Annotated in this window: 15 protein-coding genes and 3 pseudogenes; 9 read left to right on the forward strand and 9 right to left on the reverse strand. The window is 52.6% G+C overall.

From position 1 onward, the window contains the following. Positions 1 to 77 precede the first annotated feature (77 nt). Both ACSBQV_RS01645 and umuC read left to right on the forward strand, forming a co-directional pair. Positions 78 to 251, forward strand: a pseudogene (locus ACSBQV_RS01645) (S24 family peptidase); the annotation flags it as partial. Further along, positions 251 to 1,533, forward strand: a pseudogene (gene umuC / locus ACSBQV_RS01650) (translesion error-prone DNA polymerase V subunit UmuC). The pseudogenes ACSBQV_RS01645 and umuC, both read left to right, overlap by 1 nt. A gap of 229 nt (positions 1,534 to 1,762) precedes the next feature. Here the strand turns inward: umuC and ACSBQV_RS01655 are convergent. Next, on the reverse strand, positions 1,763 to 3,112 hold the full coding sequence (locus tag ACSBQV_RS01655; RefSeq protein ID WP_099784925.1) for a hypothetical protein: 1,350 nt from the start codon (positions 3,110 to 3,112) through the stop codon (positions 1,763 to 1,765). Between the two features lie 615 nt (positions 3,113 to 3,727). Here ACSBQV_RS01655 and ACSBQV_RS01660 point away from each other — a divergent pair. Next, a pseudogene (locus ACSBQV_RS01660) lies at positions 3,728 to 3,895 on the forward strand (isocitrate/isopropylmalate family dehydrogenase); the annotation flags it as partial. Positions 3,896 to 3,969: 74 nt separating this feature from the next. Here ACSBQV_RS01660 and uspF read toward each other — a convergent pair. The 3 genes from uspF to ACSBQV_RS01675 all read right to left on the reverse strand — a co-directional run bounded on the left by uspF (position 3,970) and on the right by ACSBQV_RS01675 (position 5,110). Next, entirely contained in the window at positions 3,970 to 4,419 is a 450-nt protein-coding gene (gene uspF, locus ACSBQV_RS01665; RefSeq protein ID WP_042784284.1) for a universal stress protein UspF, read from the reverse strand. 217 nt (positions 4,420 to 4,636) lie between these two features. Then, positions 4,637 to 4,864 (reverse strand): YgdI/YgdR family lipoprotein, encoded by a 228-nt coding sequence (locus ACSBQV_RS01670; RefSeq protein WP_019454813.1) that lies wholly within the window; start codon positions 4,862 to 4,864, stop codon positions 4,637 to 4,639. Positions 4,865 to 4,876: 12 nt separating this feature from the next. After that, the gene (locus tag ACSBQV_RS01675) at positions 4,877 to 5,110 is read right to left on the reverse strand and encodes a YgdI/YgdR family lipoprotein (RefSeq protein WP_033642785.1); all 234 of its coding nucleotides are present in this window, start codon (positions 5,108 to 5,110) and stop codon (positions 4,877 to 4,879) included. 362 nt (positions 5,111 to 5,472) lie between these two features. On the opposite strand from ACSBQV_RS01675, the gene tolA reads away from it, so the two are divergent. After that, positions 5,473 to 5,919: a cell envelope integrity protein TolA gene (gene tolA, locus ACSBQV_RS01680; RefSeq protein ID WP_099782313.1), complete on the forward strand. Its 447-nt coding sequence runs from the start codon at positions 5,473 to 5,475 to the stop codon at positions 5,917 to 5,919. A 104-nt stretch (positions 5,920 to 6,023) separates the two neighbouring features. Here the strand turns inward: tolA and ACSBQV_RS01685 are convergent, their stop codons facing one another. Together ACSBQV_RS01685 and ACSBQV_RS01690 are read right to left on the reverse strand one after the other, a co-directional pair. Further along, entirely contained in the window at positions 6,024 to 6,560 is a 537-nt protein-coding gene (locus ACSBQV_RS01685) for a GNAT family N-acetyltransferase (protein ID WP_099782312.1), read from the reverse strand. Between the two features lie 167 nt (positions 6,561 to 6,727). Next, a complete protein-coding gene (locus ACSBQV_RS01690) occupies positions 6,728 to 7,018 on the reverse strand; it encodes a hypothetical protein (protein WP_033642787.1) in 291 nt (96 codons plus the stop codon). Positions 7,019 to 7,163: 145 nt separating this feature from the next. Between ACSBQV_RS01690 and ACSBQV_RS01695 the strand changes: the two genes are divergently transcribed. Continuing rightward, a complete protein-coding gene (locus tag ACSBQV_RS01695; protein WP_099782311.1) occupies positions 7,164 to 7,583 on the forward strand; it encodes a GNAT family N-acetyltransferase in 420 nt (139 codons plus the stop codon). On the opposite strand, the gene ACSBQV_RS01700 is transcribed toward ACSBQV_RS01695, so the two are convergent. Beyond that, the gene (locus ACSBQV_RS01700; RefSeq protein ID WP_099782310.1) at positions 7,580 to 7,792 is read right to left on the reverse strand and encodes a hypothetical protein; all 213 of its coding nucleotides are present in this window, start codon (positions 7,790 to 7,792) and stop codon (positions 7,580 to 7,582) included. The genes ACSBQV_RS01695 and ACSBQV_RS01700 overlap by 4 nt on opposite strands. 92 nt (positions 7,793 to 7,884) lie before the next feature. Continuing rightward, a complete protein-coding gene (locus ACSBQV_RS01705) occupies positions 7,885 to 9,000 on the reverse strand; it encodes an AI-2E family transporter (RefSeq protein WP_099782309.1) in 1,116 nt (371 codons plus the stop codon). Between the two features lie 295 nt (positions 9,001 to 9,295). Here ACSBQV_RS01705 and ACSBQV_RS01710 point away from each other — a divergent pair, with 295 nt between their 5' ends. Next, positions 9,296 to 9,433 carry a hypothetical protein gene (locus ACSBQV_RS01710; RefSeq protein ID WP_016928056.1) on the forward strand — a complete coding sequence of 46 codons (138 nt, stop codon included), beginning with the start codon at positions 9,296 to 9,298 and terminating at the stop codon, positions 9,431 to 9,433. A 72-nt stretch (positions 9,434 to 9,505) separates the two neighbouring features. Here ACSBQV_RS01710 and ACSBQV_RS01715 read toward each other — a convergent pair whose 3' ends face one another. Continuing rightward, entirely contained in the window at positions 9,506 to 10,717 is a 1,212-nt protein-coding gene (locus ACSBQV_RS01715) for an MFS transporter (protein ID WP_099817991.1), read from the reverse strand. A 232-nt stretch (positions 10,718 to 10,949) separates the two neighbouring features. Between ACSBQV_RS01715 and ACSBQV_RS01720 the strand changes: the two genes are divergently transcribed. The 3 genes from ACSBQV_RS01720 to ACSBQV_RS01730 all read left to right on the forward strand — a co-directional run bounded on the left by ACSBQV_RS01720 (position 10,950) and on the right by ACSBQV_RS01730 (position 13,027). Continuing rightward, entirely contained in the window at positions 10,950 to 11,408 is a 459-nt protein-coding gene (locus ACSBQV_RS01720; protein ID WP_033652080.1) for a hypothetical protein, read from the forward strand. Between the two features lie 98 nt (positions 11,409 to 11,506). Beyond that, positions 11,507 to 11,923 (forward strand): DUF2000 domain-containing protein, encoded by a 417-nt coding sequence (locus tag ACSBQV_RS01725; RefSeq protein ID WP_033642793.1) that lies wholly within the window; start codon positions 11,507 to 11,509, stop codon positions 11,921 to 11,923. A 72-nt stretch (positions 11,924 to 11,995) separates the two neighbouring features. Then, the gene (locus ACSBQV_RS01730; RefSeq protein ID WP_046898570.1) at positions 11,996 to 13,027 is read left to right on the forward strand and encodes a LacI family DNA-binding transcriptional regulator; all 1,032 of its coding nucleotides are present in this window, start codon (positions 11,996 to 11,998) and stop codon (positions 13,025 to 13,027) included. Positions 13,028 to 13,083 lie beyond the last annotated feature (56 nt).

A 13,083-nucleotide genomic window follows, 5' to 3' on the forward strand; every position in this document is an offset into this window, starting at 1 on the left:
TATCAGTTTGTATTCTAAACTTATGTCCTAATCTTTCGCCCGTTCTGTAGAGCGCTCGGTGAAGGTGCCAGCAAGCGAATATTGTGATTGCTAGCATAGCCGGCGAGTTCACCGTGAAGCGCCTTTGTTTGCATCCTCGCGCGCAACTGGAACCCATGAACCCGAAGTATGAGCCGATCCTGCTCCATGATGGCGGCGACGATCTGGAGGTGATGGGCGTTGTTGTGTCTTCGATAACGAGGCTCAAATAATGTACGCGCTTGCTGATGTGAACAGCTTTTACGCGAGTTGCGAAACGCTATGGCGACCAGATCTGCGAGGGCGCCCTGTTGTTGTTCTGTCGAATAACGACGGATGTGTCGTAGCCAGGAGCAAGGAAGCGAAGGCGTTAGGGCTAAAGATGGGAGAACCCTATTTCAAAATTAAGCGGGAATTTGAGCGAGCAGGGGGCATCGCGTTCAGCAGCAACTATGAGTTATACGCAGACATGTCTCAGCGTGTGATGGCTGTTTTAGAAGAGATGGCACCTCGCGTGGAAGTGTATTCAATTGACGAAAGTTTCCTTGATCTGACTGGCGTTCGTAACTGCATTGATCTGGATACTTTCGGTCGTCAGGTGAGGGCCAAGGTACTGCGCAACACAGGGTTAACTGTGGGTGTTGGCATTGCCCAAACCAAGAGGTTAGCCAAGCTGGCAAACTTCGCGGCGAAGAAGTGGGGCAAGACTGGCGGGGTTGTGGACCTGTCCAACGAAGGGCGCCAGCACAAATTGATGGGCCTCGTGCCTGTCGATGAGGTCTGGAGTATCGGCCGGCGGATATCGAAAAAACTCAACATGATGGGTATCGAAACCGCGCTGCAGTTGGCCGATGCCAGCACGACGATGATCCGCAAACACTTTAGCGTTGTGATAGAGCGGACTGTGCGGGAGCTACGCGGTCAGCCTTGCCTAGAGCTTGAAGAATTCGCCCCGACTAAGCAACAGATCATTTGCAGCCGAAGCTTTGGTGATCGAATCACTGAATATGACCAGATGCATCAGGCAATCTGCATGTATGCGACACGTGCAGCGGAGAAATTGCGAGAGGAACGTCAGTATTGCCGGCATGTCAGCGCCTGGCTTAAAACCAGTCCTTTCTCCATCAAGGAGGAATACTACGGCAACACGGCCAGTATAAAACTGAGCACGCCGACACAGGATACCCGAGACATTATTGCCGCCGCGATATTGCCGCCGCGATGCGCTGTCTTGACGCGATTTGGCAATCCGGTCATCGGTATCAGAAAGGTGGGGTGATGCTGCAGGACTTTTTCAGCCAGGGTGTGGCCCAGCTTGGCCTATTTGATGAATATCAGCCACGGCAGAACAGTGAGCAACTGATGGGTGTGCTTGATAGCATCAATAACTCGGGCAGGTCCCAGCTATGGTTTGCTGGGCAAGGGGCACACCAGTCATGGTCGATGAAGCGTGAGCTACTATCACCAGCATACACAACACGGCTAAGTGATCTTCCTCGTGCGCGAGTGTATTAAACCAACGGATAAGCGATAGGTTTAATCAGGTAGGGAATGTCGGGATATAACCGACTGTATAGGGAATAAAACGGAGTGTTTTGGGAGAAGTTTTACAGTCAGTTTACCATGGTGGAGTTATTGGTAATAAAAAAACAACCGCAAATGGTTGGTTTCTATAAGGGTATCTTTGTCGGCATGAGAGGGTTCGAACCTCCGCTCCCCTATGTTTGGATACGGAGGGATACAATTAAATTATGCCGTGCAATTGATACCGAGTTAGCACGTCATCAACAATACTATTTAGCTTTAAATCCCTTAAAGAATTTACTACTCTAACAGGAAAGTTTAGGCTGCTAAAAATATCGTCTAAGGTCAGGTAGACCTCTTCCTCCCATTGCTCCGGGAAAGAATCATAAATATTCTGCATCTTTTCACGTTCTGATTTGCAGCATGCAGTAAAATTTTCGGAGAAAAGATTCATACCAGCATCGTGAAAGGCCATTATTATTGCTAAAATATCTGGCGTAGCAAAGTTTAGAAAATCTTTTCTTTCTTTCGCTTGCCTTTCCAAACTTTCAGTTATGTCATACTCTTCATTTCTAGGAGTTTTGAATGGGACAATACCATTTTGCATTGCTAATCTAAGTTTTAGATTTTCCATGCTATAAAGTTCATTCCATAGATCTAACATTTTAATAAGAGTATGATGGCTGATGAGTGGGATTGTTGCGGGTATGCCAATTTTAACGCATAAATCATGACATGACTGTATTAATTCTAATGCGGAAGTGAATTCTCTATTGCTTATTTGAAATTTATCTTTTATTTCATCTTTTACTTTATCGAAGGAATCCCCGCCCCATTCATTTCTGGGCGGTAATTTTTCTGCAATTATAGAAATGTCATGGCGTGACAAATTCCTTGTAAACGTACCTGTATAATATTCTTTAATAAGGTATGAGTTTAATTTTATTAGTTCGTCTAAAATTTCTTTGATAAGTAAAAAATGGTGACGAAGATTGATTACGTTGATTACGGAAACTTTAATAAGGTGTTTTTGTTTTGATTCCATATCATAATTATAACGGAATGTTTGCCCTGTAGGGTCAACTTCACTAATGCAGGAAATTAATGGCGATAGTTTATTCGTGAATTCAGTATACCTTTTGTCTACAATTTTTGTTTTTACGCATAGATCGTTCCAAATTAATTCAATGTCGTGCATCCTTTTGACATCTCTGACTTTTTTCTTCAAGTAATAACTTGCTATTTCTCTTTCTAAATTTACTTTTTTTATTTTTGCTAAAATATTAACTTCATCTAAAAACGCTTTTAAGTACAACTCAATAGAATGGCGAAAATTAAAACAAATTGGATAAATCAGAGTGTCAGCGAGAAACCTCTCACTGATAACTTTGTCAGAAAGTATAATGGCGGCCTCTAGATAACCCTGCGCATAGTAATAAGTGTCTGGTTGCCCATTTTCACCAACGCAAGCATTTGCCCAGCTATACTTAGGTATTCCTCTAAAGATTAAGTTCTCAGTTCTCTCCGTGGGGTTACGGTTAAGATGAATTTTCAATGGAATTGTTGGCATTTTAATCTCATGAATGGATAATGATATTATATATTCTACCAAAAAACAGGTCGATTGTTGAGTGGATAAAATACATGTATTTCAAATAGTTAAATGAATGAGGCGTGTTAAAAAATAAAACTCATTCTAATAAGAAAGTATTATGAATGGTCATCGAAATAGCATGGTGCTAACGTTGTCAATAAATTATTTAAAAAAACTCAATTTATTACGATGCGAGTTTATGTCCTTTTCTAAGTATAATTAAAATAAACCCTATAGTAATCTAAGTAATAACCAGGAATATCATGATCATCGTAAAACGGCTTTATTGTACCCAAAAGTACATTCTAATGTATTATCAAACTCTAGATCAGATGCAATCACAACAAGTTAATCGACGCGAGTCTGTACCTGAGCAAAGCGACCACATATGTTTAGAATCCTGTTAACTACTTTTCTAATTATAGGTTAGAAGAGGGTAATGTGCGCTGGAGTTCGAAAAAAGCAAGTTATCAAAACCTAACATTAAGTTTTTTAATTCAATAAGTTACGATCATGACAAGACAACCGATAATGGCAAGCTTTTTATTTTATTATCTATAATAATCAATATATTGCTAATAGACTATCAATCTAATGTTGCGCCACATGGGCTGGTTCGAAGCGGCTGACCTGATTGTTAAGGGCATGGAAGGCGCCATCGCCGCCAAGACCGTGACCTATGACTTCGAACGCCTGATGGAAGGCGCTAAACTGCTGAAATGTTCAGAGTTTGGCGACGCTATCGTTAAACACATGTAAGTGTGTTCAGCGCTTGAATGAGAGCGGGAGCCTTATGGCTCCCGTTTTTTTATTGTTCAAATGAGCAAGCGATTTCAAGCGTTAGCCGATTCACGCACGACCAGCACCGGGCAATTGGCGTGGCGCACCACCGCAGTGGCATTCGAGCCGAGAAGGTAAGTCATTGCAGAAGGGCGGTTGGAACCCATCACAATAATCTCCGCGTTAAGCGCATCGGCGAGTTCCAGGATCTGATCTTTGGGATCGCCGACGGCGACATGCGTGGTCACTCTATCCTCGGGAACGCTGAATTGTTTTGCCGCTTTCGCCAGCCCCTCGGTCGCTATCGCAATGGTTTCATCTTTGGTTTCCACCGCCGCCGTGGCGGCAAAGCCGAAGGCCGCGTAGGTGGCGCGCGACGGGATCACCGCCAGGAAATGGACGTGGGAGTCTTCGAGCCTGGCGAGCGCGTTGACATGCGGGATGACCTGCTGTGTTAATTCCGGCTCGGTAATATCCACGGGAACCAAAATAGTTTTGTACATACTCCCTCCTTATCGTTTTAAAAAACTCCACTTATCGGATTATAGCCGTTCGACGCCGGGAAAGGGGAGATCCGTATGGCAAACCTGGCAACGTTGTCTGCTGAAATGTCAGGCGTTTATCGACGTTATCGTTAAACGCCAATGAGCGCGCTTAGTCTTTGAATAGAAAGGGAGCCATCGGCTCCCTTTGTTTTAGCGGGCTCAGATTATCGGAACCTTAATGAGGGATTTCCGACACCTCTTTGACTTCCGTCTTGTTGATTTGCTGTTTGACGCCATTGGCGTCGGTATACCCGATCAACCCGGCAGAAGTCTCTTTCGGTTTGCCGTCACTGATGATCGTTCGGCCATCGTGGGTATGAATAGCGTAGCTGGTGCGTGTGCAGCCTGACAGTGCGGCGATGGCAACCAGGGCGATCGCGGGAAGAACAAGCGCTTTTTTCATTTGAAGCTCCTTTTAGTTATTCAACTCACTCATGTTTGCAATCTGGTCTCGATTGATCTGTTCCGTTTTGCCCGTTTCAGCATTTCGATAGGAGACCAATCCGGTATCTTTATCGATCTGGGGCTTGCCGTCGGTAACAATGGTTTTGCCGTCCGTTGTTTTGATCGCCTGATTGGAAGCGCAGCCCACCAGGGACATCAATGCTGTTGCCGCCAGCAGCGCGGCAAAGGGGCGTTTGCTTTTCATACCTACCATCCTGGTTACTTAAATGAATTTAATATCAGGAAAGTAAGTATAGGCAGATTTTCCAGATTGCCAGGGTTGAAAGTGCTTCTAATGGGATAAAAAATTAAGAATAACTTAATTTATTGATGGAGTGATTGCTCGTTCGGATAACAAGGCTATCGAAAGGTCAGGGTTTTCAGGTGTACGCCCCGCCTGGGACGCTATGGCTTCATGTCATCATCGGCCCACGATTCTCCGCATGCCGATGCTTGATACTAGCAATGTCTCTGGCGGTTTGGCGTGAATTCTGTATAAGTATTCGCCGGGGATCTTGTCGAATACCACGTTGATTTCGGCTGATAATCATCCATAAGGACAGGGATATGAAAATCACGCATTCAGGCTATAAAACCGGCGCCGCCACATTATTGGCGGCGATGCTCGCGCTGGCATTAACCGGGTGTGCCAAGAGTACTGCCCCCAGCCAAACCGACCCGGCAAATAAAGAGGTTGACGATCTTTTCGCCAACCTTGGCAACCCAAAGGCGCCGGGAAAAGAGGAATTGCATTACCTGTCTCAGGTGCAAGCGGAGATCCAACGCCATTTTAAAGACGCCGAAGCCTACTCAGGCAGAAGTTGTACATTAAGCATCAAGCTGGCGCCGGATGGCCTGCTGATCAGCATTCGGGCTGATCAAGGGGATCCTGAACTTTGCCAGGCCGCCATGAAGGCAATTGCCGATTCGCGCTTCCCTAAGCCGCCGACGGCAGAGGCCCATAATGCGTTCCAAATTATCACATTGGAACTGCGTCCTGCAGCAGCTAGATGAAATAAGGGGTTGGGGTAAAACAGTGTTTTTCTGCGGGATATTTTAGTAAAAAATTTAGGTATTCACGTGACTTCCACCAGCCTGTGCGGCTGGCGGATTTAGATTTAAGTCTTTATTGTCCGTCTGAGTTTTAAGCAAGATGCTCCTTTGTATTCGCATTGGCCAAAAATTTGGTAACCCAGATGTTGAGCTATTTTAACGGAAGGCCGATTGTTTTCACCGATAAGGCAAACTGTCTCAGCGGGTGATAAGGTGCTGTCAATCCATTGATGCGCTGCGGCAGCCGCTTCTTGTGCGATTCCCTGACCTTGGGCCTCCCGGGCAATAATCCATGCGGCTTCGGGTCTCCCATCGAAGTCATTGCCCAGACCCCGATGAAAATCCGCCAACCCGGTCTCGCCCAAGAATTGTCCGTCCGCTTTGCGAAATATGGCTAACAGCCCATAGCCGAAAACCGACCAGTGGCCAATATAGCGCAGTAGTCTATTCCAACCGTCTTCAGGTGAAAGATTGGGGGCGCTGATAAATTTGAACAGTTCCTTATCTGTAAACATGGCATACCAGGCATCGAAATCGGCCAGGTTGTGAGGACGCAATATCAACCGTTCGGTTTCGATGTGCACGGCAGGGAGTAAAGGCATAACGGTTCCTTTTCTGCGTTGCAGTGTATCGTAATGTTAACCTGAGAGAACAAGCGATAATTTCCCGTCTTGGCGCGCAGATGACAAGATTACGGCTAGGTGCGGGCAAGCTCTTTGTCGCAAATCACTTTATCATTGGGTTTAGCGCGCCGGCTACTTGTTTGATATCACCGATACATCATCGCGCTTACGCGCTCGCTTCGGTCTTTAAAACCGTTGCTGCGCATCGTTACCACATAGTAGCGATAGTGGTGTTTCTGTGCGTATTCGCGCACTAGATCTTCGGCGAACAGGCCGCTGAAGGTGACGGTGGTGACGAACGTTAGCCCTTTCACTTCGTAGGTGCCGATCTCCTGCGGGGTGCCGATATACGGCGGCGGGAACACGGTTTTGTGGAACTGGCAGCCGGCCAGCAGCAGGGTAAACAGCAGGGCGGCGGAGATTTGCGGTATTCTCATCGGGAAATGCTTTCCTTCCTTGGCGTGTGTTTTGGTAACTCTATAATAGGATTACAAAATTCGACCGGGATGTAAAAACTATCCCGCTTCGGTTGCCGTTTCGTTGAAACGGTGTCGCCATATCCATCAGCACGAGGATTAAAACATGTTTGTTCGCCAGGCCACTGACAGCGATGTCGCAGCCCTGATCGCCCTTGACAGCGTCGCCGAATACGAGCCGCAGCGCGCGGCGCAGATCCGCGCCTGGTGCGGGCAGGGCGTCTGTTATCTTGCCGAGAAGCAGGGCATGGCGATGGGATACGGTGTGCTGCACTATCACTTCTTCGGCTGCGGCTTTGTCGAGATGCTGATGGTCGGCGAGCGCTATCGCCGCCGGGGCGTCGGGCAGGCGCTGATTGCGGCGCTTAAGTTGCACTGCCGGCACCCGAAGCTGTTCACCTCCACCAATCGCTCCAACCTGCCGATGCAGCGGCTGCTGTTGAACGCCGGATTTGTCGCCAGCGGCCAGATTGACAATCTCGATGACGGCGATCCGGAGCAGGTCTTTTTTACCCCGTTGCGCTAATACAGTCGGACATCGACCGCCTGCTGTTGCAGCCAGGTGCTGACGTAGCCGTAAGCGGCATAGAAGGCCAGCAGCGCGAAGATCAGCACCGAAAGCGAGGCCAAAAACTTGACGTCACCGTGCTTTGACAGCTGATAGGCGCAATAGATAAAGGCTAACAGGCACAGCAGAGTGAAGGCGATGGCCAGCGTGGCGTAGAGAATAAGCATAACGAAACCCGTTCTTCCTTGTGAGCGCGGCAAGGATACCACAGACAAAAAAGGGGCCCAAACGGACCCCGGTGCGATACGGCGCGAGAGGTTTACTCCGACGCGTCGGGATGATTCTTGCCTTCTTCGATGAATTCTTCGTCGATCTCTTCGATGTTTTCCTTGCTGTCGCGGCCGGACAGGATGTTCCAGCAGGCGATGAACAGCGCGGCGATCAATGGCCCGATGACGAAGCCGTTGATGCCGTAAATCTCCATGCCACCCAGGGTGGAGATCAGGATCAGGTAGTCCGGCATTTTGGTGTCTTTGCCTACCAGCAGCGGGCGCAGAATGTTGTCCACCAGGCCGATTACGACCACGAAGAACACCACCAGGAAGATGCCTTTCCACAGCATGCCGGTGGCGAAGAAGTAGATCACCGCCGGCACCCAGATGATGGCGGAGCCCACGGCGGGGATGATCGACAGGAACGCCATCAGCGCGCCCCACAGCAAGCTGCCGTCGATGCCGGTAAAGTAAAACGCCAGCCCGCCGAGCGCGCCTTGCACCACGGCGACCACCACCGTGCCCTTAACGGTGGCGCGGGAGACGGCGGCGAACTTCACGAACAGGTGGTGCTTCACGTGCTGTGAGAGCGGCAGCGCTTCGAGCGCCAGGTTCACCAGATACGGGCCGTCTTTCAGCAGGAAGAACAGCAGATAGAGCATCACGCCGAAGCCGACGACGAAGTTGAAGGTGCCTTTGCCGATCAGGAACACGCTGCCCGCCAGGTATTGCCCGCCCTTGAGCGCCACCTCGGAAAGTTGTTTTTGGATCTCGGCGGCGCTGTTGAGGTTATGTTCCGCCAGGAAGCGCTGCGCCCAGCCGGGCAGATGACGCATGAAGTCCGCCAGCATGGTCGGCAATTGGCTGTTGTTGGTCTGCAGCTTGGTGTAAATCATGTTGAATTCCATCGCCAGCGATGAGGCGATGATCGCTAACGGCGTGAACACGATCAGGCAGATCAGCGCCACCGTCAGCAGCGACACCACGCCGTTGCGTTCGCCGACGTACTGCTTCAACTTCTTTTTCACCGGATGGAAAATCACCGCCAGAATAACCGCCCACAGCACCGAGGAGTAATAAGGCCCCAGCACGTCGAGAAAGGCGGCGGTAACGATGAACAGGATCAGAATAAAGAATCCCTTGGAAATGCCTTTAGACATCATAGTCGTCCCTCAAAAGATGAATTTTCAGCATAGATGAACTGAATGAAAACAACACTATCATTACCTTTGCTTATCCGGTAGGGGATTTTTAACGGTGTATTCCATAGGGTTACTAAGGGGAAAGGAGGGCGCCGCGCGAGGCTCAGGCGGCGGCGCAAGGAAAGAAAGAACGCTAAATAGTTAACAAAATTTATTGATTGTGTTTCATTTTGTGTGTTGCGCTTGCCCCCTGCGCCAGGCTTTCCTAGTGTTGATGAGGGCGGCCGTTCGCCCGATACCACGAAGGAGTATGCAAATGACAGAACACAAACGACTTGCCGTTATCGAAAAGGCATTGCTGATCGCTTTCGCCGGTCTGCTGATTTATCTTGTTGCGACCGGTGCCTTGTCATTGTCGGGTCTGGATCATCACTGGCCTTATCCTTCACGATAAGCACGCACCCGCACCAGGGAATATTCAGCACCGCTAATAATAAATAGAACCTCCTTTCTCATTATTGCGCCATTACGCCGCATTGCGCGGTTCGCGGCGAAAAATCAGCGCCAATCCTGCCCCTGACACCGCCGCCGCCAGCACCAGCCACGCCGGCGCCGCCCAACCGGCCGCGGCCACGATGGCGCTCAGCGCGACCGGGCCGATCACCTGGCCGAGGTAGTTCCCCTGCATCACCAACCCCAGACTCAGCGGCAGCAGCGTGGGCTCTGGCGTCGCCGCCGGCGTGGCGGCCAGAAGCGTCGCGGGCAGCATGCCGGCGATGGCGCAGAACAGGAAGCACAGCGGGATCAGCAGGCCATTGGGCGTCATCGGCAGGAAAATGCCGATGCCAAAGATGCCGATAACCAGGCTGGTGGCCGCGAGCAGGCTCCCGGCCCGCAGACCGCTCGACAGCAAGAACCCGGCGGCGAGATTGCCGAGGATATTGACGGCCACCGCCGCCGCGCTGATGCCGCCGGCGGCCGCCAGCGTCAGACCGATGCGCTGCATCAGAAAGATCGGTAAAAAGGTCATCACCGAGAAAAACTGCAGGTTATAAGCGGTGAACATCAGCGCCAGCAACAGCGGCTGGCGCGCCCGCAGCATCGCGCCCAGCGCTTGCCGCAGCGGCAACGGCGGAGCGTGCGCGTCGGCGGCGCGGCGCGGCGTGGTCAGCGGCAGCAGCAGCGCGGCCAGCAGCGTCAGCGCCGCACCGGCCTGCCAGTTCTGTTGCCAGCCCGCCAGGTGAGGACCGAAAAACAGCGAAATGGCGATGCCCGCCGGCATGAAGGTGCTCCAGATGCCGAACACCAGGCTGCGCTGCGCCGGGGCGACGATGCGGTTCAGCACCGCCGGCGAGGCGACCACCACGATGACGAAGCCGAGGCCTTCGACAAAGCGGCTGACGATCAAGCCGCTGAAGTCGTGCAGCGTGGCGCCGGTAAAGCTGGCGGCGCTGACGATCAGCAATCCCAGCGCCAGCAGGCGCCGATCGCCCCAGCGGCGCACCAGCAGCCCGGCGGCGATGCCGCCGAACACCCCGACGAAAGGAAACGCCGAGATGACCCAACTTAGCGTCTCGAGTGAACGGCCAAACTCGGCCTGCAGCGCCGGCAAGGCAATGGTGGCCTTGCCCACGTGCAGCGCCGCGGCGATGCCGGCGAACAGCACATTGATGACGGCTAGCCAGGGCGTGGCGGCGGGGGAAACGCGGTCAATGGCGTTCGGTTTAATCGCAGTCATAACACTCTCCAGTGGCGGTAACGCCCTCACTATGCGTCTGCGCTACGACAGAAGTCGTTCAAATGCTGCGCTGTCACGCGGGGAAATTATTCATTTCGAGCTTTATTTTGCGCGCCTCGTTGTTTGGTTCGCCAGCGTGCCGCCCTGCGTGGACGCGGGTGCCCGTTCAGCGGTTTACTGTTCCGGCACGCAGCGAGCGTGCCCGATCAATTTTATTTATAAGGAGCAGTGTATGTCAGAGATGATGAATGAAAACGGAGCGCCGGTGATGGAGTGGAGCTACGGCGGCCGGGGTGACGATATCAGCAGCAGCCTGACCTTCGACACGGTAGAGGAACAGCCGCATGGCTTCCTGATGACGGTCGATCGGCCGGTTCAGATCTTCAAAGAGGCGCTGTCGCCGCTGATGGCCTTTGTCACGCTGCTGCGTCCGCTGTATGCGAAGACGGGCGAGGGATTCCAGTTCGTGCCGGTCTCCAACCCCTGGACCGACGTGCAGCGCCTGCCGCCAAGCGCCGGTTATCTGGGCGTGCAGGTCAACGCCGGCCTGTTCTTCCACGGGGCCAAACCGACGCACTATAAAGATCGCGACGGCCAGATGAAACCGATCGACGGCGGCACTGTCCTACAGAACATCACCGTGCTGCATCAGGTGGCGCAGCCGCAGGGCCCGGGCGAAGGCGGGATCTGAGGCTGAAACGTTATCACGGGGCCGGACGCGGCCCTTATCTCGCCTTGAAAACCGCCCTTGGCTTGGGTAAAAAGGGTTGTCTATTCAAGGAGAAGAGTATGTACAGCGACAACGAGAAAAAATTCTACATCATCCTCAACCGCAACCACGAACCGGCCACGCTGTTTAACGCCTCCTGCCATCTGACGGCGGGCATCACCGATCTTATCGAGCAGCGCGAGTTTCACCACTACCCGAGCAGCCTCGACGGCGTCAGCGCCAATATGAGCCATTACCCGATCGTCATCCTGCAGGCCAAGAACAGCAGCCAGCTCAGCAACCTGATCCTCAAATGCAAGGAGGAGGGCGTGCTGGCCAACTTCTTCACCACGACCATGCTGTCGCATTCCGCCGAGCAGCAGATCGCCGACACCGCCAATACCCCCTACGAGCAGTTGGACTTCGTGGCGGTAGCGCTCTACGGCGACACTGAACAGCTTAAGCCGCTCACCAAGAAGTTCTCCGTCTACCGTTAATCGCGAACGGCATCACATCAGGGGCGGCAACGGCTATGATATTTTTCCATCAAATCGTTGATGGAGATGAACATGAGCGGTAAGAAAACCACCATGGCGGCCATCGCCAGAGAGGCGCGGGTCGGCATCGCCACCGTCGATCGGGTGATCAACCAACGCGCGTCGGTGCGGCCCGCCACCCAGCGCCGGGTGATTGAGGCGGCGAAAAAGTTGGGGTTCGCGTTGGAAAAGTCCCACTGCCTGTCGGCGGTGCTGGGCAGGCCGGAGCGCCGCCTGAGAATGGGGTTCATCCTGCTGCGGCGCGAACACTCTTTCTATGCGCAACTGGCTGATGAACTGATGGCGCAAGCGGCGCCGTATCATGAGCCGGGTCAGCCGCCACAGTTCATCTTCCACTCTCTCAATGCCATCGGCGATACCGCCGCCGCCATTAGCCAATTGAGCCGCCAGGTGGAAGCGATAGGCGTGCTGGCGCTGGATCACCCCCTGATCCACTATGCCGTAGAAGAAGCCGCCCAGGCGGGCATCAACGTTTTCGCGCTGCTGTCGGATTTATCGGTACCCAGCCGCGCCGGCTACATCGGTCTGGATAATCAAAAAGCGGGCCGCACCGCCGGCTGGGCGGTGGATCGTCTGTGCCGGCGTCAGGGCGACGTCGGCGTGATCATCGGCGACAACCGTTTTACTTGCCAGGAAGCCTGCGAGATCGGCTTTCGCTCCTACCTGCGTGAGCAGATGAGCGGCCAGCGAGTGCTGGAACCGGTGCGCAGCCTCGAGGACGCGGAAACGGCGCGCCGGGTCACGCGTGAACTGCTGGCGAACCACCCGGAACTGGCGGCGCTTTACGCGCCGAGCGGCGGTGTGGAGGGCATTATTCAGGCGTTGCGAGAGAGCGGCCGGCAGCGCGACATCACGCTGGTGTGCCACGGCCCGGTGCAGGGCGGTGAAATGGCGCTGCTCGACGGCACGGTGGATCTGCTGCTGTGCCACCGCATTCCCGAATTGGCCGCCACGATCGTCGAGACGTTACTCGCCGCCGATGAACAACCGGGATTACGCCACATCATTAATCGCTTCGATGTGATCACCAAAGAAAACCTCTGACGGCCGCTGAGTGGTGTTTGCCGAGGTCAGGGCGCAGCCAGGCGCTGCCTGGATTT

Origin of the sequence: Serratia sp. B501 (assembly GCF_051172315.1) — a bacterium.
GTDB classification, from domain to species: domain Bacteria; phylum Pseudomonadota; class Gammaproteobacteria; order Enterobacterales; family Enterobacteriaceae; genus Serratia; species Serratia ureilytica.

Bases quoted from the DNA above. Each gene is read 5' to 3' on its own strand.
- ACSBQV_RS01705 (WP_099782309.1), bottom strand. From the start codon at position 9,000: ATGATGTCTAAAGGCATTTCCAAGGGATTCTTTATTCTGATCCTGTTC.
- ACSBQV_RS01690 (WP_033642787.1), bottom strand. From the start codon at position 7,018: ATGAGAATACCGCAAATCTCCGCCGCCCTGCTGTTTACCCTGCTGCTG.
- ACSBQV_RS01710 (WP_016928056.1), top strand. From the start codon at position 9,296: ATGACAGAACACAAACGACTTGCCGTTATCGAAAAGGCATTGCTGATC.
- tolA (WP_099782313.1), top strand. From the start codon at position 5,473: ATGAAAATCACGCATTCAGGCTATAAAACCGGCGCCGCCACATTATTG.
- ACSBQV_RS01715 (WP_099817991.1), bottom strand. From the start codon at position 10,717: ATGACTGCGATTAAACCGAACGCCATTGACCGCGTTTCCCCCGCCGCC.
- uspF (WP_042784284.1), bottom strand. From the start codon at position 4,419: ATGTACAAAACTATTTTGGTTCCCGTGGATATTACCGAGCCGGAATTA.
- ACSBQV_RS01675 (WP_033642785.1), bottom strand. From the start codon at position 5,110: ATGAAAAGCAAACGCCCCTTTGCCGCGCTGCTGGCGGCAACAGCATTG.
- ACSBQV_RS01730 (WP_046898570.1), top strand. From the start codon at position 11,996: ATGAGCGGTAAGAAAACCACCATGGCGGCCATCGCCAGAGAGGCGCGG.
- ACSBQV_RS01720 (WP_033652080.1), top strand. From the start codon at position 10,950: ATGTCAGAGATGATGAATGAAAACGGAGCGCCGGTGATGGAGTGGAGC.
- ACSBQV_RS01695 (WP_099782311.1), top strand. From the start codon at position 7,164: ATGTTTGTTCGCCAGGCCACTGACAGCGATGTCGCAGCCCTGATCGCC.
- ACSBQV_RS01670 (WP_019454813.1), bottom strand. From the start codon at position 4,864: ATGAAAAAAGCGCTTGTTCTTCCCGCGATCGCCCTGGTTGCCATCGCC.
- ACSBQV_RS01725 (WP_033642793.1), top strand. From the start codon at position 11,507: ATGTACAGCGACAACGAGAAAAAATTCTACATCATCCTCAACCGCAAC.
- ACSBQV_RS01685 (WP_099782312.1), bottom strand. From the start codon at position 6,560: ATGCCTTTACTCCCTGCCGTGCACATCGAAACCGAACGGTTGATATTG.
- ACSBQV_RS01655 (WP_099784925.1), bottom strand. From the start codon at position 3,112: ATGCCAACAATTCCATTGAAAATTCATCTTAACCGTAACCCCACGGAG.
- ACSBQV_RS01700 (WP_099782310.1), bottom strand. From the start codon at position 7,792: ATGCTTATTCTCTACGCCACGCTGGCCATCGCCTTCACTCTGCTGTGC.